Source organism: Gracilibacillus salinarum (genome assembly GCF_022919575.1).
GTDB lineage: Bacteria > Bacillota > Bacilli > Bacillales > Amphibacillaceae > Gracilibacillus > Gracilibacillus salinarum.
In genome coordinates this window covers 3,374,469-3,394,110 of sequence record NZ_CP095071.1, presented here as the reverse complement: position 1 = coordinate 3,394,110, position 19,642 = coordinate 3,374,469, and the positions used below count along the sequence as shown (strand labels likewise).

20 protein-coding genes are annotated in these 19,642 nt (G+C 39.3%); 8 read left to right on the top strand and 12 right to left on the bottom strand.

Annotation, left to right across the window (positions count from 1 at the left end; genetic code table 11):
* Position 1: 1 nt before the first annotated feature.
* Positions 2 to 1,135 (bottom strand): radical SAM/CxCxxxxC motif protein YfkAB, encoded by a 1,134-nt coding sequence (gene yfkAB, locus MUN87_RS15880; protein WP_244741602.1) that lies wholly within the window; start codon positions 1,133 to 1,135, stop codon positions 2 to 4.
* Between the two features lie 182 nt (positions 1,136 to 1,317).
* On the opposite strand from yfkAB, the gene MUN87_RS15875 reads away from it, so the two are divergent.
* Complete coding sequence (locus tag MUN87_RS15875) at positions 1,318 to 1,725, top strand: potassium channel family protein (RefSeq protein WP_244741600.1); 408 nt, start codon at positions 1,318 to 1,320, stop codon at positions 1,723 to 1,725.
* A 27-nt stretch (positions 1,726 to 1,752) separates the two neighbouring features.
* On the opposite strand, the gene ggt is transcribed toward MUN87_RS15875, so the two are convergent.
* Positions 1,753 to 3,372 (bottom strand): gamma-glutamyltransferase, encoded by a 1,620-nt coding sequence (gene ggt / locus MUN87_RS15870; RefSeq protein ID WP_244741599.1) that lies wholly within the window; start codon positions 3,370 to 3,372, stop codon positions 1,753 to 1,755.
* A gap of 142 nt (positions 3,373 to 3,514) precedes the next feature.
* Here ggt and MUN87_RS15865 point away from each other — a divergent pair, with 142 nt between their 5' ends.
* Both MUN87_RS15865 and MUN87_RS15860 read left to right on the top strand, forming a co-directional pair.
* On the top strand, positions 3,515 to 4,078 hold the full coding sequence (locus MUN87_RS15865) for a chromate transporter (RefSeq protein ID WP_244741597.1): 564 nt from the start codon (positions 3,515 to 3,517) through the stop codon (positions 4,076 to 4,078).
* The gene (locus MUN87_RS15860; RefSeq protein WP_244741595.1) at positions 4,075 to 4,605 is read left to right on the top strand and encodes a chromate transporter; all 531 of its coding nucleotides are present in this window, start codon (positions 4,075 to 4,077) and stop codon (positions 4,603 to 4,605) included. Before MUN87_RS15865 ends, MUN87_RS15860 begins: the two co-directional genes overlap by 4 nt.
* 675 nt (positions 4,606 to 5,280) lie before the next feature.
* Here the strand turns inward: MUN87_RS15860 and MUN87_RS15855 are convergent.
* From MUN87_RS15855 to MUN87_RS15840, 4 genes are read right to left on the bottom strand one after another with little or no spacing between them, the layout of a single operon-like run.
* Positions 5,281 to 5,730, bottom strand: a complete 450-nt coding sequence (locus MUN87_RS15855) for an Lrp/AsnC family transcriptional regulator (protein ID WP_244741593.1) — start codon at positions 5,728 to 5,730, stop codon at positions 5,281 to 5,283.
* A 49-nt stretch (positions 5,731 to 5,779) separates the two neighbouring features.
* The gene (locus MUN87_RS15850) at positions 5,780 to 6,148 is read right to left on the bottom strand and encodes a TRAP transporter large permease subunit (protein ID WP_244741591.1); all 369 of its coding nucleotides are present in this window, start codon (positions 6,146 to 6,148) and stop codon (positions 5,780 to 5,782) included.
* Between the two features lie 44 nt (positions 6,149 to 6,192).
* Positions 6,193 to 7,053, bottom strand: a complete 861-nt coding sequence (locus MUN87_RS15845; RefSeq protein WP_244741590.1) for a fumarylacetoacetate hydrolase family protein — start codon at positions 7,051 to 7,053, stop codon at positions 6,193 to 6,195.
* Positions 7,050 to 8,246, bottom strand: a complete 1,197-nt coding sequence (locus tag MUN87_RS15840; RefSeq protein ID WP_244741588.1) for an amidase — start codon at positions 8,244 to 8,246, stop codon at positions 7,050 to 7,052. The genes MUN87_RS15845 and MUN87_RS15840 overlap by 4 nt, the downstream gene beginning before the upstream one ends.
* Positions 8,247 to 8,536: 290 nt before the next feature.
* Between MUN87_RS15840 and MUN87_RS15835 the strand changes: the two genes are divergently transcribed.
* Positions 8,537 to 10,099 carry a PucR family transcriptional regulator gene (locus tag MUN87_RS15835; protein WP_244741586.1) on the top strand — a complete coding sequence of 521 codons (1,563 nt, stop codon included), beginning with the start codon at positions 8,537 to 8,539 and terminating at the stop codon, positions 10,097 to 10,099.
* 5 nt (positions 10,100 to 10,104) lie between these two features.
* On the opposite strand, the gene MUN87_RS15830 is transcribed toward MUN87_RS15835, so the two are convergent.
* Positions 10,105 to 11,715 (bottom strand): PucR family transcriptional regulator, encoded by a 1,611-nt coding sequence (locus MUN87_RS15830; protein ID WP_244741585.1) that lies wholly within the window; start codon positions 11,713 to 11,715, stop codon positions 10,105 to 10,107.
* 198 nt (positions 11,716 to 11,913) lie between these two features.
* On the opposite strand from MUN87_RS15830, the gene MUN87_RS15825 reads away from it, so the two are divergent.
* Positions 11,914 to 12,372 carry a DUF6147 family protein gene (locus tag MUN87_RS15825; RefSeq protein ID WP_244741583.1) on the top strand — a complete coding sequence of 153 codons (459 nt, stop codon included), beginning with the start codon at positions 11,914 to 11,916 and terminating at the stop codon, positions 12,370 to 12,372.
* 156 nt (positions 12,373 to 12,528) lie between these two features.
* Here MUN87_RS15825 and MUN87_RS15820 read toward each other — a convergent pair whose 3' ends face one another.
* Positions 12,529 to 13,278 carry a DUF4367 domain-containing protein gene (locus MUN87_RS15820; protein WP_244741581.1) on the bottom strand — a complete coding sequence of 250 codons (750 nt, stop codon included), beginning with the start codon at positions 13,276 to 13,278 and terminating at the stop codon, positions 12,529 to 12,531.
* Positions 13,278 to 13,847, bottom strand: coding sequence for an RNA polymerase sigma factor (locus MUN87_RS15815; RefSeq protein WP_244741580.1), 570 nt, complete (start codon positions 13,845 to 13,847; stop codon positions 13,278 to 13,280). Before MUN87_RS15815 ends, MUN87_RS15820 begins: the two co-directional genes overlap by 1 nt.
* 353 nt (positions 13,848 to 14,200) lie before the next feature.
* Between MUN87_RS15815 and MUN87_RS15810 the strand changes: the two genes are divergently transcribed.
* Entirely contained in the window at positions 14,201 to 14,407 is a 207-nt protein-coding gene (locus MUN87_RS15810) for a hypothetical protein (RefSeq protein WP_244741578.1), read from the top strand.
* Positions 14,408 to 14,669: 262 nt separating this feature from the next.
* Here the strand turns inward: MUN87_RS15810 and MUN87_RS15805 are convergent, their stop codons facing one another.
* A complete protein-coding gene (locus MUN87_RS15805; RefSeq protein WP_244741576.1) occupies positions 14,670 to 14,807 on the bottom strand; it encodes a hypothetical protein in 138 nt (45 codons plus the stop codon).
* Positions 14,808 to 15,458: 651 nt separating this feature from the next.
* On the opposite strand from MUN87_RS15805, the gene MUN87_RS15800 reads away from it, so the two are divergent.
* Both MUN87_RS15800 and MUN87_RS15795 read left to right on the top strand, forming a co-directional pair.
* Positions 15,459 to 16,121 (top strand): IS110 family transposase, encoded by a 663-nt coding sequence (locus tag MUN87_RS15800; protein ID WP_244741575.1) that lies wholly within the window; start codon positions 15,459 to 15,461, stop codon positions 16,119 to 16,121.
* Entirely contained in the window at positions 16,118 to 16,567 is a 450-nt protein-coding gene (locus tag MUN87_RS15795; protein WP_244741573.1) for a transposase, read from the top strand. The genes MUN87_RS15800 and MUN87_RS15795 overlap by 4 nt, the downstream gene beginning before the upstream one ends.
* A gap of 1,005 nt (positions 16,568 to 17,572) precedes the next feature.
* On the opposite strand, the gene MUN87_RS15790 is transcribed toward MUN87_RS15795, so the two are convergent.
* Together MUN87_RS15790 and MUN87_RS15785 are read right to left on the bottom strand one after the other, a co-directional pair.
* The gene (locus tag MUN87_RS15790; RefSeq protein ID WP_244741571.1) at positions 17,573 to 18,583 is read right to left on the bottom strand and encodes a FecCD family ABC transporter permease; all 1,011 of its coding nucleotides are present in this window, start codon (positions 18,581 to 18,583) and stop codon (positions 17,573 to 17,575) included.
* Positions 18,580 to 19,584, bottom strand: coding sequence for a FecCD family ABC transporter permease (locus MUN87_RS15785; RefSeq protein WP_244741569.1), 1,005 nt, complete (start codon positions 19,582 to 19,584; stop codon positions 18,580 to 18,582). Before MUN87_RS15785 ends, MUN87_RS15790 begins: the two co-directional genes overlap by 4 nt.
* Positions 19,585 to 19,642 lie beyond the last annotated feature (58 nt).

The window sequence follows — 19,642 nt, the reverse complement described above, 5'->3', positions numbered from 1 at the left end:
TTTATCTCGATATATTCGCAGACCTTTTTGTAAAGTCAACATCTTGATAATAGGTGTTTTTCACAAGAATATTTGGACCTAAGCATTTTACCGCCGGACAATGACAATTTAACGATTTTGCTGTTTTGGACGCCATCCAGCGCTCATATGAAGTTTGCAATGGGATTGTCTGGATATTTCCTAATGATGGCTCTTCCTCATCACCAAAATCCGTCACAATTACTTCACCTGAAAAAATATTTACATTTAAACGCGAACGACCATCAGGATCATTCCTCACCGTAACATTTCGTTCTTGATATAACCTTTTTAATAACGCCAGCTCTTTCTCATCCTTATTACAAGGATAGAATGGTAATGTACCAAACAACATCCACGTTGATTCATCACGATGATCAAGCAATCGTTCTATCCCCTCTTGCATTTCCTGCAATGATAAGGTTTCTAAATTACTGGCAAAATCGACCGGGTACATCGGATGAACTTCATGACGTGCACAGCCCATTTCCACGATGTGGTCATGAATAGATTCTAAATATGGAAAGGTACGCTTATTCAGCATTGTTTCTGCTGACACCATCACACCTTCTGCCGCAAGTTTCTGTGAATTTTCCACCATGCGGTCAAAATATTTTTTTCTATTTTCTTCACTAGGTTTACGATCCATATTGGCAAAACCAGTCTCCGCAAACTCTTCTGGCGTTCCCCAATTATGCGAGATATGTAGCACATCCAAATACGGGATAATTTGTTCATAACGATCATATGGCAATGTCAAATTAGAGTTAATCTGCGTCCGAACTCCACGTTCATGCGCATATCGAAGCAGCGGTACAACATAATCACGCACAGACTTTTTGGACATCATCGGCTCTCCGCCCGTAATACTCAATGTTCGTAAATGCGGAATTTCATCGAGCCGCTCTTTTAACAAGGAAAACGGCAGCGCGTCTGGATCTTTATTTTTTAACGTATAACCTACCGCACAATGGGCACAACGCATATTACATAAATGGGTGGTCGTAAATTCTATATTTGTTAGCGTCATTTCACCATATTGTTCCACATCCAAATATGCTTCCCACGGATCAAATGATGGCGTAATAGGACGCGTAGCTTGGTTGACAATTGTCATGTATTAACTTCCTTTCTACTAACCTTCTCAAGTATTGTAACAAATAATATGAGAATTTTCTCTCCCCTTCGCTTTTTCCTCTTCTTAACAGATAGGGTTTTATGTTTCCTCATAAGGGTATGTTCAATAGAGAACAGATATGCCATACGTCCTGTATGACAATACTAAGGAGTGGAAACATTTTGTCAAAAGTTATCATTTTAGCTGCTATTCTTTTTATCATCATTCAATTGGTGTATTTTTTTACGAATAAAACGTATAAGGACAGCTATTTCAGTGGTGTCCTATTCAAAAAATTATTCTTCGTTCTGACAGCTGTTACATTCGGATTTGCTATCTTATACTACGCATTGTCGTTCCAGGAAACCGTGCTGGTGCAAAGCCTTTCTTCCAATAAGCCAATTGAACCTACGTTTGGAAACCTGTTGTACTTCAGCGGTGTCACTATGCTCTCTGTCGGATACGGGGATATGCTGCCAGTGAATTCCGCTCGTTTTTTTGCCTTGATTCAAGCAGCCATTGGCGTGTTATTACCTACCGCTTATTTTCTCAAAGCAATGCAACAATCCAATAGCAATAAAGAAAGCTAATGCTCACTTGAACATTAGCTTTCTCCTTTAATATCCCAAGGCAAGCCCATCACTTCTGGGATCACTTCCTGCATGCTTCACATTATTCTCATTAATCTTGATGGCACCTGCATGTCCCATCAGGTCACTGTATGCTTCTACCACTTCAATATCATGTCCGCTATCAAATAATTCCTTGCGTATATTTTCTGTGATACGATTTTCTAGTTTCAATGAGTTCGATGATGCTCCCCACGTCCTGCCAAACAGCCAACGCGGTGCTTCAATAGCTGCTTGCACGGAATAATCGTAATCAATCACTCTTGTTACCAAAGCCGCTTGCGTCTGAGGCTGTCCTTCACCGCCCATCGTGCCATAAACAAGATAAGGTTTATCATTTTTGAACAGCATCGCTGGATTTAACGTATGGAACGTTCGCTTATTAGGTTCTAAACGGTTGATCGCATGTTGATCCAACGAAAAGAAACTGCCTCTGTTCTGCAGAATAATACCAGTGTCTTCCGGCACAACAGCTGCTCCATATTCATGATAAATACTCTGAATCATAGACACAGCATTCCCCCACTGATCTACAACGCCGAACCAAACTGTATCTCCTCGAGGATCTAAATTCTTTTCAAAAAGCAATGATTTCTCACTGGAAATTCTCCCCGCAAGTTCTTTGCCATATTCAGCAGATAATAAACTTTTAACCGGCGGATTCGTAAAGGCTGGATCTGTCACCCATTTGTCTCTGTCACGAAAGGCAAGCTTCGTCGCTTCCACAATGATATGATAGTAAGCTGCTTCTTGATCATCAATCGTTGATAAATCAATTTGATTGAGAATATTTAGTATAGATAAAGAAGCAATCCCTTGGGTATTTGGAGGTAAATTATAGGCACGGCAATCCCGATATTCAACAGATAGCGGCTCTACCCAATCAGCACGATGGCTGGCGAAGTCCTCCATGGTTAATAACCCTTGTTCCATTTGACTTGCTCGCACCATCTTCGTAGCTAAATCGCCATGATAAAAAGAATAACCTTTATCCTTGGCAATTTGCTGTAGCGTATTCGCCAAGTCTTTCTGGTAAAATAAATCACCATGCTTTATTTGATCTACTAACGGCTTCACATAAATCTGATAAAATGGATCATCTTCTTGACGGTCTTCCTCCAAGAACTGGACAGCCATCTTGATCTGACTGTTTGTAACAGGAAAACCATTATTGGCATAATCAATAGCATCAACTAGCAAATCGGACCATTCCATCGATTGATTAGTAGATGCTTCCGCATATTCATACGCTTCAACCCATCCTGATAAAGCCCCAGGAACTGTGTTAGCTGCGAGGTAACCTCTTTCTGGTATTCGCTGATAGCCTAGCTGACGATAGGTTTCGCGACTGGCGAAATGACCAGCTTTACCACTGGCATTAAGTCCCTTCAATCGCCGTTCTTCTGCATTATATATCAGCCAAAAATTATCTCCTCCAATGCCGTTCATATGTGGATACACAACACCAAGCGTTGCAGCAATCGCAACCGCGGCATGCATCGCATTACCTCCATTTTGCAATATTTTCATCCCTGTTTGGGAAGCTAAATAGTGTGGAGAGGTTACTGCACCATTTCTCGCTATCGTCGTTGATCGATTAGCCTTCATTTTATCACCACCAATTTTAACATTAGTTATTATATTTAATTTAAAAGTTTCTTTTGTAAACTATTTATTTATTATTACTTAACAATAGTAACATGAATGTGGTAAAATAACAATAAGCAATAAAGAAAGGGGATTCCACAAAATGAAGCACTTTCAAATTTTTTGGGCTTTTTTCAAAGTCGGCATCTTAGGCTATGGTGGCGGACCCTCATCCATTCCGTTAGTACATAAAGAAGTAGTGGATCACTACAAATGGATGGACGATGATGAATTTTCAGATATCCTGGCAATCGGCAATACATTACCAGGTCCTATCGCCACCAAAATGGCAGGCTACATCGGTTATCGCGTATCTGGCTGGTTAGGTGTTTTGAATGCTGTCATATCGACTATTTTGCCTTCGATCATTGCCATGATATTTCTGCTCGTTTCTCTACGCACCTTTAGTGAATTACCCTGGGTGACAGGCATGACACACGCAATCGTTCCAGTAGTCGGCGTTATGCTCGCCATTTTGACATGGGATTTCGTGAAAAAGGGACACAAAGATCTTGGTTGGAAATTCAATGTTGGCCTGATCGTCGTGAGTACGATTCTGCTCCAATTTCTTAACATTCATCCCGCTATTATTATTATCATTTTGTTAATCATTGCATTTACTACCACACCGAAAGAAAAAGCAACAGAGGAGGAGGAAGTGAAATGATATATTGGGAGATATTCCTTGCCTTTTTCATCCCTGGAATAGTTGGCTATGGTGGCGGCCCTGCCAGTATTCCGCTAGTGCAAAACGAAGTCGTTAATCGTTATGAATGGTTAAGTCTGTCTGAATTCGGTGAAGTGCTTGCTATCGGCAATGCTCTGCCAGGTCCTATCGCTACCAAAATGGCAGGCTATATCGGATTTGAACAGGCAGGTATTCTTGGGGCAAGCGTCGGTATCTTTGCAACCGTTGCTCCATCATTACTATTAATGATCATACTACTAAGTATCTTATATAAATTCCGAAATTCACCAAAAGTCAAAAGAATGACCATGTTCATACGACCTACCATTGCCGTCTTACTAGGTATCTTAACCTATCAGTTCTTTTTTCAATCGTATGATAATGAAGGGGTATTCCAAACCATTCTATTAATCGGACTAAGCTGGCTTTTCTTAGTAAAACTAAAAGTCCATCCAGCCTTTGTTATTCTGGGGGCTCTATGTTACGGAGCTGTCTTTCTTGCCTGATTAAGAAACAACTTCCTATAATATGGATTGTGTAAAGTAGATCTGCCTGACTTTGTGGTAATTTTGATACATTTCATCTGCTTAGCAAAGCTCCGGAAATAGGCTCCGCGTCCTGTGGGCACGGCTTCAGCTAGGCTACTACTTTGAACTACATCTTTGCTGCCTTGTGCCGGGGAAGCTCCCTTCGAAGCGGTACTTGCAGACGCAGGCACAAATGAAATGGATCTTCAGCTCGCGCTGATTCCACGGGAGTCTCCGCCTATTTCCTGCGCTTAAGGGAAGTGCTACAACGTATGTAACAGGTAAAAGCAGTGGTTCTAGGCATAATGTTATTCAAAAGTAGATATTTATGGTGCAATCAATATGCTAGCAATTCCCAAAGTTGTAGAGCATCCATCCTAGCGTAGGCCAACCACGTAGACTCCCGTGGGACAGGCAGGTGCTGGAGATCCACTTTGTGAAGTGATCTTCTTCACAAAGTTAGCTTCAGCCGTGCCCCGCAGGACGCGAAGTGGTTGGCCGGAGCGGTATCCCAGCACTTGAATTATTTCAAAATTACCATTTAGCAGTCAGCTGACATTATCCGTAATTATAATAGCCGGAGATAACATGTATGTAACAAAGTTCATGTTATCTCCAGCTATTATTGTGGCTAAGTTCTTTTGCTCCGACCTTTTATAACTTAAGACCCTTTCTACTTTTAAACCTTCGTAATAAAATATGGCTTTCCACCCTCGTGATGCCGCTTAGACTATATAAATCTTCATTAATAAATGATTCCAGCTTTTTAAAATCCTCCACCAGCACATGCATATGTAATGTACTTGGGCCTGTCATCTGATAACAGCTTGCTACATACGGATTGTCGGCTAATGTTTCGGCCACCTCCACTAATGAAGACGGATGACAATCCACTTCAAAAAAGGCAGATACTTGCATCCCTACTTTCTCTGAATTAATGACAGCACTGAATCCTTCAATAATACCTGCATCAATCAACTGATTGACCCGCTCTCTCACCGCAACCCTGGATAGACCGAGTTCTTTGCCTATATCCACATATGACATCCGACCATTAACAGAAAGTAACTCTAATATCTTTTTGTCCTTTTCATCTAATTTCAAGCCAAGCATCCTTTCGCACGATTCTATTTAAGTATAGCATGCAAGTTGCTTAACAAAATGTCAAGAAAAGGCTTGTTTTGCTTTCGAAACGAAATAAAACAGCAAAATATAAAACAATCAGAGAAATTGCGATGAAAGGTACCATTCCTTTCGACAGTTTCAATAAACCTTGACGCGATATGCCCATCAACACAAAAAGATTTAATCCAAATGGTGGTGTGAACATACCGATTGCTGAATTCACTGTCATAATAACTCCTAAATGGACTGGGTCGATGCCATACGATACCCCGATAGCATAAAATAATGGTGCTAAAATGACGATTAAAGAAGAACCATCCAAAAACATACCTGCAACTAGAATAATAATGTTAATTAATAAGAGAATGACAATTTTATTATCTGTTAATCCTGTCATAAATTCCGTCACCTTAATGGTTTGATGATTTCCCCCTTGATTCATTATTGTTCTACTACATTAATTAATGGCTTAAATCCGTTAATTCTTGCTTCAATTGTATCCTGATCACGAATAATCACCTTGCCAGGAGTACCCGTCAGAATAATATCTCCTGGCAACAGCGTCATCACTTTTGAATGGAAGCTTACGATAAAAGATGGCGAATACCGCATATTCCGGACTTGGTTTCGGGCAACTAATTGATCATTATGGTAAGTCTCCACCTCCATTTGACCAACTTCCGGCCATTCATCTGCTGTCACGAATTCAGAACCAAAGCTAAAAAATGTATCAAAACTTTTCGCCCTCGTTAAATACCGGTGATTTTCAGCATGAATATCAGACTCTGTCATGTCGAGTGCTATTGCGTATCCTGCAATATAATGTCGAGCATCTTCAGGTTCTACATGTCGACATGTTTGACCGATAATAATGGCAAGTTCTGCTTCCGCCGTGGTGTTAGTCGAGCCTTTAGGAATTTGAATGACATCACCCGGGCCGATTATAGTAGTATCTGGCTTCATAAAACTGACTGGATCTGAATACGGAATACCTTCAAGCTTGCCTTGACTGGGGGTAATATAATTCATTCCGATACCCCAAATCTTTCTAGGTTTTCTGTATAAAGGAGCAGGACGGATTGTATCCTTGTCTATTGCATGGCATTTCTCCAATAAAGTTCTCCCTTTTTCTTCATACCATTTTTTTAGTTTGTCCAGATGATCTCCTTCAATCATTTCGAGTATTCCACTTGGCCAATCTGTATTCTCCATATCATTCAATGATTCAATTAAGTAATATTGTTCGTTTTGTACAATAACCGCCTTTTCTTCTCCCTCGTGCAAAACTGTCGCTAATTTCACTTCGTCTTCCCACCCTTCTGATTACCGCTTAAAAATTGATAGAATTTTCCGACAAATTTAATTAATCTATGATCCTGATTTTTTCCTGCTATGATAGATAGTCCTACAGGGCTTCCGTCTATTTCTATCCACGGAAGAGATAGTTGAGGTAATTGGTTCAATCCTGCAATGCTAGTCATTGTTAGTAGTTTTTGTCGATGAAGATGAAGTTTCTCTTCTTCCATGTTAAGTAGTGGTGCGATATTTGGCGAGGTTGGCATTACCAATAAAAATCCATCGGGCAATACCTCTTTCATTCTTGTCTGAATTATTTTCTGTTTCTTCTTAGCTGCCTCCACGTCTGACTTTGTGATTGTCTTGGTCCATTGAAAACGTTCCATGATTCCAGGGCCGAAGGTTGGATGCGTGGCTTCAATCCACGCCCCATGATTTTGCCAGATTTCATAGCCTTGCAGAACGCGAAATACTTCCTTCCATTCTGATAATTCATCTCCTGCAATCTCTATTTCTTCCATTCTGCAACCTAGCAATGGTATATTTTTTTGCTCAGCTTTCACAGCATCTGTAGCCATTGCCCATATGTCTGTCGGAAACAGCATTGTTGTAAACCCATGCTCTGTTGGAACAGATTGATCCAGTAACACATCGGACACTTTCTCAAGTACTTTGAAATCATTCACCATAATTCCAACCGTATCAAATCTATCAGCTAACGGAATAACACCACTTATATCAATCGCGTGATGTGAAGGACGATAACCAATAATTCCACAATAACTTGAGGGGATTCGGACACTTCCTCCTGTATCCGTACCAATAGAAAAGTCTACCAACCTTGCAGCAACCGCTACTGCCGAACCACTGGAAGAACCACCTGGAATACGATCCGCTGCTCTCGGATTAATCGGCGTTCCATAATGAAAATTCTCCCCGTTCAAACTGTACATTAATTCATCTGTGTGCGTTTTCCCTATTAACGATGCCCCATTTTCGAGTAATGCTTCGATAGCAGGAGCTGTTGATTTAGCTGGTGTATGCGTTCGTTTCCAATCAGGGTTTCCTGCTGTGTTGAGATAACCCTGTACATCAAAGACATCTTTCACCGCGAAGGTATACGGATATAAAGGGCCATTCAACTGTTTCGGAGCTACATTACACGTTCCATCCACAAAAGCTTGCCATTGATCATTCATTGCCACACCCCCAAACTAAGTTATGTGCTTAACTATACAATCACGATCATATCAACGTCAATATAGTTTACATCATTTGTTATTTACCATAACTAAGCGTTTTGTTTTTGGTTATATTCACAATGAATAGCATTACACTCGCTTACCACATTGACTTTTTATAAAAATCAGTGAATGAGTGATGGCTAATTACGATATTTTCGTGTTAGATAAACTAACAAATAAACAGGAATCCTTCGAAAGGTTCTGTATAATCATGATAAATAACAAGGAAGTTAGGGGTGTTATCAGTGCATTTAACCATCAAAGAAGCATTAGGTGTATTCCCGTTTTCTCAGTCAAAGCTAGTAGCTGGCACTCAAAGTACAACTCGCTGGATCACAGCAGTAAATATTATGGATGCTCCCGATATTCAGAACTGGGTAAAAAAAGGAGAATTATTGTTCACTACAGCTTTTATATGGAAAGACAATTTAGATAAAGCTATAAATATTATTAAAGAGTTAGAGAATAAACAGTGTGCAGGATTAGGGATCAAGCTGGGGAGATATTGGAAGGAGATTCCACAGGCTATCATTGATATTGCAAACAAATTAGATTTTCCTATTTTTGAATTACCATATTCCTATACATTTTCAGACCAGATTAAAGCCTTATATGATGAAGCACATCTCAAAAAAGAAAAATGGCTTCATGATAAATTGGTCACACAAAAAGAATTACTTACCTTTCAACAGCTTGACCATGATTTTGATGATTACTTAACGCTTGTCGCAAGATTCATTCAATACCCATTCACCTTATTATCAGCAGATCTAGAGGTGCTGCACAATTATACAAAACTAACAGCTGCACAGTTGCTGCAAAAGTGGCAAAATAACCAAGCGGAACATATCTCATTGGAACTAATCCATAAGGGAGAACACTATGGTTATTTATTCATTCTCGATGATGTTGATAATCAATTAACCAAAGAAGAAGAAATGCTTTTCGATCAAATTGGTGAAATTGTAGCAGCATACCTATCCAACCACCCGAAAAGTTTAGCAAACATAGAAAAAGAAGTGTCTTTCCAATCATTATTGAAGGATTATACAGAAAACAGGATCGATATTGCCACCTTCGCAGAGCAGTTAACAGCAGAAGAGCAGCCACTAACAGCATCACCCTATTGGACGATTCTGTTGAATAACAGCAATGATTTAACAAGCAACGAAATTTTAATTTTGAAAGAAAAAATGATAAGACATCCATACTTTAAATCTTATCTATTAAAGTTTTTCACTTGGCAAGGGTATCCATTAGCCGTTGTTTTTGATCCCAACGCGAAAGATCGAGTATTTCAGCGAACCAATCTTTTTTTACCGGTATTAGAAGAATTGCTTCATGCAGCGAATATACAAGGACATTTGATCGTGAGCAGACAACATCAGGAACTAGCAGCTTTCCCTTCTTCTGTCCAGGAATGTACAAATGCTAGTCGTTTAGCTAAAGAACTAGATTACAACGAAAATGTTATCATCACAGAAGATCTGGATTTCTTTAGTTTATATCAATATATTCCAGATCATTTAATGGAAACCTTCTACCAAAATACATTCGACACATTGCTGCATGACAGTACTAACTTCGAGAAAGACATGCTGGCAACACTGGAGACATATATTGAATGTAACGGTAACTTAAAAGAAGTAGCAAACCGCTTGTTCGTACACCGGAATACGGTCGTCTACCGCCTTGATAAAATCAGTAATTTATTGCAAATCGATTTAAAGAACATCGACGACTTATTACGAGTGAAAATGGCACTCACCTTTATTCAACTTAAAAATATCAGGAAACAAATTTCCTGATATTTTTAGTGGTTCTTCATTAGCTTTAACGCAATCTGTAATTCTAGCGCAACCTCAGGGTCCTCTATATCCACACCAAGCAACTTCTTGATACGTTCAAACCTATGAACAATTGTATGATAATGAATGTTTAACCGTTTCGCTGATATTTCCATGTTTTTGTTTTCAGTAAAATAAACACGCAATGTTTCTAGCAACATCTCGTTTTTGGCATTTCGTAACAACGGTCCCAAAATACCTTGAAGATATTCGTTCCGTTCTTCTGAATTTGGCAGCAAGTACAACAACCGATAGACATGCATATCTTTGAAATAGACACTTCTTTTTTCAAGGTCATATTCTTGATAGATGTTACGAGTTTGCATCGCCTGCTGATAACTTTCACTTACATCTGCAAGCTTTTGTACAGCTTTGCCAATTAATAACACAAATTGAACATCATTCTCTTTATGTTGCCAAAAGCGTTCTAATTCATTTTCGATCATTTTGATACTAAGCGGCAATTTCTGTTTATCCTCATCGGCAATCAAAAAAACAATCTCTCTATCATACTTAGTAACTAATAATTTACTTTTTACAGTTTTATTTAAATTATTCTTTATGATGGTATATTGTTGATCCATTAACGATGGTTCATCTGTATGGAGAATAAATACTTGCAACCACATTTTATCCAAATTCATATTGGTAATGGCTGATTGAGGTTTCATCTGATCCATCGCTGTCTGCTCCCCGAGTAATAACCCCCGCAGAAAAGACGACAAATATTCTTCTTTCTTCTGATCTTTAAATTGCAAATGCGTTAATTCTACAAGCAGAGTTGAACTTATCTTATTCAACGTTAAAAAGTCGACGTCTGTCAATGGCTGATTCGTTTCCATACAAGCAATATACGGTGTATGAGAATATATACGCTTCTTAGTTAGAGGAAAGGCATATGCAACAAACTCTTCCTCTCGTAATTCTACTTCAATAGTTCCTGTACCTGCTTTCTTCTCCAACGCAGAAGCCAGTTGATAAAGCTCATTTGAATCTAAAATAATCGATAATAGCGGGGCTATTATATTCCCAGTGAGATCTATAATAATAATAGGATTTCCTATCATTTGTTCTAATTCGGCGACTATATCTTGAAGTTTCTCCTCCGCAACAATAGAGTTTGTAAAAGTATGCAATCGGTTATAAACAGAAAGTAAATACTCTGATTTCTGATGATCGATTTCTTCCAGTACTAGCTGCACTACATCAGAAAAAACCGTGTCAGGTGCAATTTCTACTACTGGAAAGTCTAGTGCAATTGCCCGACGTACCACTTCCTCTGGAACACCAGTTAAATAGTTATCCACTTTTATCCCAATCCCCGCGGCACCTCTCTCAGAAAGCTTCTCGATAAACGTGATTAGTTCAATTGCATTGTGTCTAAATGCATATTCTGTCGTTAAGACAAATTCACCTGCGCGAATGAACCGTTCATCTGCTTGTGAACGAATAACGTGAATATGATCCACCATTACATTATCTGCATCCTGCACAGATAATTGTTTCGCTTCTTGTAATGGGTCAAGCTTTAATAATTTCTGTAAAGACATTCCTTTTCTGCTCTTTCTACTTATCATATAACACCAACCTTACTTCTTATTGAAGATTATTTTACACATTAAAGGTTCCTGCGAATAGTTTAGCGTAATATAAATTGACATAATAAAAGACAAATCGAACCCCAACAAAAGTCGCACACAAAATATTATTGTAACCATTTTCTTGATTCAAACGTCTTAATTTTAAAGCAATAACATTAGGAGGGGAAATGTAAAATGAAATTATTCAAACTTGTATTTTTCCCATCATGTGTATTCATCTTTAGTTTATTATTTTTCAGCAATGAAACAGAGGCTGCAGAAAATACAGCCACGCCCCAGATCAAACAAGACATTATTCAAATTCAGACCAGTGAGTACATTAAAGAAGGAAATTCATCCATCCGCAAAATAAATTCGCAAACCATTGGCAGTAGCTGTAGTACCTATAGCTATTCATCTGTTCAGCAAGTTTCCTGTAATATTTATCTGCAAGTCAGAGACAAAGCATCAGGAAATTGGTATACAACAGACAGCAATAAACGATTTGTTAACTATACCAGTAAATCTGTCAGTGGCAGTGTAAACTTCAAAGTGGAGAAGGGCTATCAATACCGGGTCCGAACCATCCATTCCATCTCGCATTATGGCACGATCGAGCAACTCATCTCTGTTACCGGTTCATTATCGTATTAGAAACTTTATATTGAAAATTTTGAAATGGTTCATGCACTTTCTGACTGATTTAAATAGGCATGACTAATTCTGCATTGCCACCTTTTCATTGTTTCTATATGGTCTCTTTACCAATCCAAAAAAGTTTCGTATCACTTTATGGATACGAAACTTTTCTCATTCCAGGGACTCTGCCACTTTTATGATTTCCTTTTCTGAAATAACCCCTTCAAGCAACCAATTCATGTGAGGCGTGCTCCAGATTAATTGCCTATCACCATCTCTAAATTCAACTAACCTTGCTTCTCCATCTGACAATGGGACATTCTTCACCTTCGTATCCTTATTGTCGACTACTTTTGCACTGGCAAATTCATCGGGCTGATACGTTTGTGTTAAACGTATTAATTGTCCGTCCGCCTTAACAAAGCGCAACGATACCCGTGATATTTGGGACTCTTCCTCTAACACATTCACTTTAGCCAATTCATAGTGTTCAGGTAAATATGTCGGTTTTAATAAATAAAATTGAGTCATAGACTGAGCCTTATCAAAGGATACGACATATTCCTTCTGTTCCACTTCCTCCACTGCTAAATTACTCATATCAGGCAGCCCATTTTCGTTTGACTCATCATTTGTCGTCTGAGTAATTTGGGTGGTATCGCCATTATCCGTCACAAAAATATTAACAAACCAATCAAAAGCCTGAACCTGATTCGTTTGTAAACATGCTGCACCAAGTAATACAACCAAAATCGCAGCTACAGCCAGTAAGGTTTTCGATGGTCTTTTTGTTTTATTTTTTGATAAACTTTTCTCTATTCGTTTCCAGCTTTCTTCTTTAGACGAATGCGAATCATCAATAGTTTGATAGTCTTCCTTCAAAAATTGAATAAATCGTTCCTTTTGTTCTGTTTCTCGCATTACACTTCACCACCAATCCATTGTTTCTTAGGATCGCGTTCCACTTTCTCTTTCACCATGCTTCTCGCACGATGTAATCTGGTCTTTACCGTACCATCATTTATATCCAACTTTGCAGCTATTTCCTTCACTGACAAATCATGAACATATCGAAGCAGCATCACTTCTCGATATTCAGCTTTCATTTCACGCACTGTAGCCAACAGTTCACTTTTCATCATATTTGTTTCTACAATATTCGACACATCTGGTCCAAGATCCTCTATTTGGCTCTCTTGCCTAGCCATATCCTCTGTCAAAATTTCACTCGATCCCTTGCGTTTACGGAGAATATCAATTGCTGTTCTAGTTGCAATTGTAGAGAGCCAAGCCCCCATTCTTTCTTTATCTTCAAGTCTATTCATATGCTTATAGGCCTTCACAAATGTTTCCTGCAAAGCATCCTGCGCTAAATGACTATCACGTGTAATAAAAAAAACATCTCTATAAACCCTTGAATAAAACATATCATATACTAGACGGAATTCCTCGTGAGTAGGTTCCGATTTTTTTAGGAATTTTTTAAACATTGTTATCCGCACCTTCTTCCATCATTCATACAAATTATAACATTTTTGTCTTGCTAATAAATCAAAATTTTCCATAAATTTATAATGTTATGATAAAAAGGTAATAACTTGGTGCGCAAACAAAGAGCTCTTTACATCTACTATTGCTTCTTAGCATATTATGTTAAAATAAAATGAATAACTTTACCTTAATTTGTAATATTTTTGCTAATATTAAACTACTAGGAAGAGGGATGAAAATGTCTGTATGGTTAATTATTCTAATAAGTGTTCTATCCATTATCGGGTATTTAGCTGCAGCTAATGTTTATTTCAAAAATGAAGAGGATGATCATTCCTAAAGGAGGGATATTTTGCTGACAAATTTTTTGTGGGGATTGTTTCTCGTTCTCTTCATTGCCCTATTGGTTTATCTTGATAAGCGGAAGCAAAATAAAAAATCCCACCAATCTTCTCAAACAAGAACAGATAAAATAAATGAAGTAGAAAAGGCGATCGAAAAAGAAAAATCCCGACGAAATGGCCCTCCAACTGGCGGAGGATTCGGAGGAGGACTCTGACTAGGATGAAAGAAGGGTAGTTAAGATGAGCATGTATTACACGATATAGATATGATTACTGCTGTGACTGCACTTATATGCTTTCGTGACACGCCCAATCGGTAGCGGTAATTTTTTGAAATGATTCATGTGCCGGGATACCTTCTACCAGCCACTTTGGGTCCGCTGGGGGAGTGTCTATGTGCCAACTTGCGCTATGATACATACTCTTCGAAGAAGACAAAACCACCTGGGCAACACCATGCATTTGTCTTCTTTCTTTTTAAACAATACAAATCTTCTTTCTCCGCTTCCCTCTTTTGTCTTCTTTCTCGCTAAACGATACAAATCTTGGACTTCTGATTCCCTCTTTTGGTTCCTTTCTCGTTAAACGATACAAATCTTGGACTTCTGCTTCCATCTTTTGGTTCCTTTCTCACTAAACGATACAAATCTTGGACTTCTGATTCCCTCTTTTGGTTCCTTTCTCGCTAAACGATACAAATCTTGGACTTCTAATTCCCTCTTTTGGTTCCTTTCTCGCTAAACGATACAAATCTTGGACTTCTAATTCCCTCTTTTGGTTCCTTTCTCGCTAAACGATACAAATCTTGGACTTCTAATTCCCTCTTTTGGTTCCTTTCTTACAAAACGATACAAATCTTGTTGCACCGCTTTCTACTTTTGGCTCCTTTTCTTCTCTCATTAATGAGAGTGATTATATACTATTTTAAAAAAACCGGGCATATACCATCCGATCCTAATTGACTTCATTAATAAACAACTTCTTATAATGTGGATTATGTTAACTAGCTGCTTAGTGGTGATTTTGAAAGGATTCATGTGCTAGGATACCGCTCCAGCCAACCACTTCGCGTCCTGCGGGGCACGGCTGAAGCTAACTTTGTGAAGAAGATCACTTCACAAAGTGGATCTTCAGCACCTGCATAATCCCGCGGGAGTTATTATGAACGAAACTAGCCCCTTTTCGTATTATCGAAGGTTAATCCGGGTATAGCGTAAATGAAATGAAAACCCAAATCAGAGCTAAAATACGAAAGGAGCTAGTACCATGAAGTATAACACAAAATATGTAGGATTAGACGTATCGAAAGAGAAAATAGCAGTAGCCGTTGCGGATGAAGGACGTTCTAAACCAAGGTATATTGGGATGATTGACTATACGGTAGGAGCCATTGATAAGATAATGAAGAAATTAGGAGAATCCGCAGAGCTTCAAGTTTGTTATGAGGCCGGAGCTGTTGGGTATGGACTCTATCGATTGCTTACACATTTGGATATCCCTTGCGAAGTTATTGCGCCATCCTTAATCCCTCAGAAACCTGGTGATAAGGTGAAGACCGATAAGCGAGATGCTTTAAATCTGGCAACCCTTTATCGCGCAGGGGAATTAACACCGATTTTTGTCCCCACGGAAGATGATGAGGCTTTACGTGATTTAGTTCGGGGACGTGAAGATGTGAAGGAAGATGAAAAAAGAGCCAAACATAGAGTGAACCATTTTCTTCTTAGAAATGGAAGAAAAGAACCGGAAGGAGTCAGAAAATGGAGTGTGAGATATTGGGAATGGCTTCACACCTTAACATTTAAACGATTAACATCAAGGAGCATATTCCAAGAATATGTGCAACAACTTAGGGAATCTCAACAACGATTAAAGCGATTAGAAAAGATTATTAAAGAAGAAGCCGAAAATGGTGTACATGCCCCATGATTCAAAAACTTATGTCACTTCGAGGTGTAGCCTTAATCACCGCAACTAGTTTAGTGGCAGAAGTCGGTTCATTTGAACGCTTTCAAAAAGCCAGCCAATTTATGGCCTACACAGGTTTGGTGCCGATGGAAAGTTCCAGCGGGTATATACGGAAGCAAGGTAATATAACGAGAACAGGAAATAGACATGTTCGAAGGCTTTTGATTGAGGCTGCATGGAGTTATCGTTATTCACCTGCCGTGAAAGGAGAGTTGGCAAAGAGACAAAAAGGACAACCAGCTAATGTTACAACTATTTCGTGGAATGCCCAACAACGCTTGCATAAGAAGTATTTCCGACTAATGCGACGAGGAAAAGAAAGTGGTAAAGTTATCACAGCTATTGGGAGAGAGTTGGCAGGTTTCATATGGGCAATTGCCAACGAACCAACTAATGAATTTACGTAATCATTAAAGTAGGCATGCGCGAATAAAAGGAAGAAGTGATCTGTAATAAAAGGAAATGAATATAGGGCTTGAAGGCAAAGATAAAAACCGTAAAGGATAACGCACGACGTAGACTTGTGCTAGCTATGTTTTAATAGTGAACGCACGCCAGGAGTTCGTGACAGATCCTGAAACGGAAAGATAAAATGTGAGAACCCACGGATATCAGTATGCCAATCGGAGCAGAGAATTTTTGCCTTCATGCCGTGTGTTCACCTCCTTTATAACTGAAAAGGAAGGGTGAATCCCATTATTTCTTAGCTTTGCATAAGTGTCTCTCCTATCAAAAGGATCGTCAAGGAGAACACTTGACAATCCTTTTGATAGGAGAGGAGAAGTTGGTAAGCTAAGAAGAAGGAGATATTTTGCATATCTCTGCTTATTGAATAGTATTTAAAAAAAGAGCCAACATAGACTCTTAGCTTAAGGTTGCCCAAAATTAGAAACTTTCCATTGTTTGCGAGAGGGCCTTGACAGTTTCGTTCATATCAGTCTACGTGGTTGGCCTACGCTAGGATGTTTGCTCTACAACTTTCGGAATTACTAGCATATTGATCACACCATAAATATCAGCTTTTGAATAACATAATGCCTAGAACCACTGCTTTTAGCTGTTCCATACGTTGTAGAACTTCCCTAAAGCGTAGGAAATAGGCGGAGACTCCCGTGGGATCAGCGCGAGCTGAAGATCCACTTAGGAAAGAAAAGAATTTTCTTTCCTAAGTTAGCTGAAGCCGTGCCCCACAGGACGCGGAGCCTATTTCCGGAGCTTTGCAACGCAGACAAAATATTTCAAAATGACCGTTTTGCCATATAGCCTTAGTTGACATAATCCATATTATAGGAACCTATCTTCCTATTCAGCATGATTACTTCTACGACTGTACTTATATACTTTCTTTGCTTATAAAAAAGGAATGAGAGCAAATAAACATTGCTCCCATTCCCCCTACTAACTCTGTCTGCTCACAATTTTTTTAACATTAAATAAATAAAATAAGGAGCGCCGATCAGTGCGGTTACTATACCAGCTGCAAGCCCGTCCGGCTCCAATACATTACGGCCAACTGTATCCGCTATAAGTAACAATAATCCTCCAAGCACAAGTGCCACCGGCATAAAAAGCTGATGCCTAGGACCAACGAGTGATTTTGCAATATGAGGAGCCATTAAGCCGACAAAAGAAATGCCACCAGTGACAGATACCGCTGCTGCCGCCAATGCAACTGCCATAATAATCAGCTTCCATCTTTCCTTCTCTTTATTCATTCCAACACCAACAGCCACTTTTTCATCAAGATTCAGGATATTGAGATTATTACTTTTAAAAAAGGTAATTGGCACTAACAGAAGAAGCCATGGTAATAACGTTAGTACAAACGGCCAATCATCCCCCCATATATTACCCGCCAGCCATTGCGCGATAAAATCGACTTTTTCCCTTTCAGCAGATGAGATGAGCACCACCATCAGTCCGGATAAAGCCATTGAAAACCCAACACCTACCAGGACAAATTTAACAGGATGCAGACCTACTTTCTTTTCATAGGAGAATATATAAATCAAAAAAGCTGTCATACAAGCACTCACAAAGGCAACAATAGGAAGTAAGTAAACAAAACTATTGGCATCAATTGGAGCAAACAGGAAATAGATCGCTACCCCTACTCCTGCCCCAGCATTTATCCCAACAATACCAGGGTCAGCCAGATCATTTTTGGTAACACCTTGCAGAATGGCACCGGATAAGGCAAGTGCCATTCCGGCCAAAATAGTAATCGCAATTCTCGGCAAGCGCAACGAAAACACGACAAAATTTTCCTTAAACGTTCCATCACCGGATAGAATTGCAGGAATCCGTGAGAAACCAACTGACGAATATCCCAGTCCGAGACTGACAAAAGCAATCACAATGATGGATAAAATAGAGATAAGCAGAAGCCATTTCTGTTTTCTTAACAACATAGGGTGTATCATGCGATCTCCTTACCCCCTTTTTTCACAACAATTAAGAAAAAGCACAATCCAAATACGCCAACAATTGCAGAAACCGGTGTTTCAAATGGTGCATTAATTGTACGTGCAATAGTATCTGCTAGTAACATAAAGCTTGCACCAAACACCACAGAGACCGGCAAAATCACACGATAGTCCGTACCCACGAACGCTCTGACCATATGAGGGATCATTAATCCGACAAACGTGAGATTACCAACAAGGGCGACAGATCCACCTGTTAGTAAAATGATAATGACAAATAATAGTGCCTTCGTTCGACCTACCTTCTGCCCAAGGCCAATCGCTACTTCCTCATCAAGACTAAGGATAGTTAACTGTCTTGACAGAACAAAAGCCAGCACAGAAGCAATCACTATGACGGGAACTACCCATTGCAATTGCGCCCACGCTGTACCAATTAATCCGCCTGCGGTCCACATTGATACATCTTTTGATAACTGAAAGTAAAGTCCTATCGCTTCTGCTATCGCTGTTAAAAATGCCGTAATAGCAGCTCCAGCTAAAACGATGCGAAAAGGTGAGAATCCTCCTTTTTTGGCAGAAGCGATACCGAACACAAGCGTAGCCCCTAGCGCTGCACCTATGAAACTAGCAATTAATAAACCGAGATAACCAGCAGAAGGCAGAAAAGCCAATGCAATCGTCAATGCTAAATTAGCACCCGCTGTCAACCCTAGCAGACCTGGATCTGCCAACGGATTTCTTGTCAATCCTTGCATAATAGCTCCGGCTACTGCCAGTCCCGCTCCAACAAAAATAGCACCGATTTCTCTCGGCAAGCGTAACTCATATAAGATTAATGCTTTCTCCGTCTCTACAGACATCGTTAATGCTTGCCACAAATCACGCAAATGAATGTCAGCTGCCCCATATACCATGGAAACAACAAAAGATGCTACAAAGATAACTAAAAACAATACCCATTTAATCGAAAGTGGCAATCTCCTCACATATTGCATTCTAATCCCCCCTAAAAACAACAAAAGGGAATTCACAATGGAATTCCCGTTCATGCAC

Excerpts from the sequence above, each read along its gene's own strand:
- MUN87_RS15840 (WP_244741588.1), bottom strand. The coding sequence starts at position 8,246 with ATGAATGATCAATGGCAAGCTTTTGTGGATGGAACGTGTAATGTAGCT.
- MUN87_RS15860 (WP_244741595.1), top strand. The coding sequence starts at position 4,075 with ATGATATATTGGGAGATATTCCTTGCCTTTTTCATCCCTGGAATAGTT.
- MUN87_RS15790 (WP_244741571.1), bottom strand. The coding sequence starts at position 18,583 with ATGATACACCCTATGTTGTTAAGAAAACAGAAATGGCTTCTGCTTATC.
- MUN87_RS15815 (WP_244741580.1), bottom strand. The coding sequence starts at position 13,847 with ATGTTTAAAAAATTCCTAAAAAAATCGGAACCTACTCACGAGGAATTC.
- MUN87_RS15785 (WP_244741569.1), bottom strand. The coding sequence starts at position 19,584 with ATGCAATATGTGAGGAGATTGCCACTTTCGATTAAATGGGTATTGTTT.
- MUN87_RS15865 (WP_244741597.1), top strand. The coding sequence starts at position 3,515 with ATGAAGCACTTTCAAATTTTTTGGGCTTTTTTCAAAGTCGGCATCTTA.
- ggt (WP_244741599.1), bottom strand. The coding sequence starts at position 3,372 with ATGAAGGCTAATCGATCAACGACGATAGCGAGAAATGGTGCAGTAACC.
- MUN87_RS15795 (WP_244741573.1), top strand. The coding sequence starts at position 16,118 with ATGATTCAAAAACTTATGTCACTTCGAGGTGTAGCCTTAATCACCGCA.
- MUN87_RS15805 (WP_244741576.1), bottom strand. The coding sequence starts at position 14,807 with ATGGAAGCAGAAGTCCAAGATTTGTATCGTTTAACGAGAAAGGAACCA.
- MUN87_RS15830 (WP_244741585.1), bottom strand. The coding sequence starts at position 11,715 with ATGATAAGTAGAAAGAGCAGAAAAGGAATGTCTTTACAGAAATTATTA.
- yfkAB (WP_244741602.1), bottom strand. The coding sequence starts at position 1,135 with ATGACAATTGTCAACCAAGCTACGCGTCCTATTACGCCATCATTTGAT.
- MUN87_RS15800 (WP_244741575.1), top strand. The coding sequence starts at position 15,459 with ATGAAGTATAACACAAAATATGTAGGATTAGACGTATCGAAAGAGAAA.
- MUN87_RS15820 (WP_244741581.1), bottom strand. The coding sequence starts at position 13,278 with ATGCGAGAAACAGAACAAAAGGAACGATTTATTCAATTTTTGAAGGAA.
- MUN87_RS15825 (WP_244741583.1), top strand. The coding sequence starts at position 11,914 with ATGAAATTATTCAAACTTGTATTTTTCCCATCATGTGTATTCATCTTT.
- MUN87_RS15850 (WP_244741591.1), bottom strand. The coding sequence starts at position 6,148 with ATGACAGGATTAACAGATAATAAAATTGTCATTCTCTTATTAATTAAC.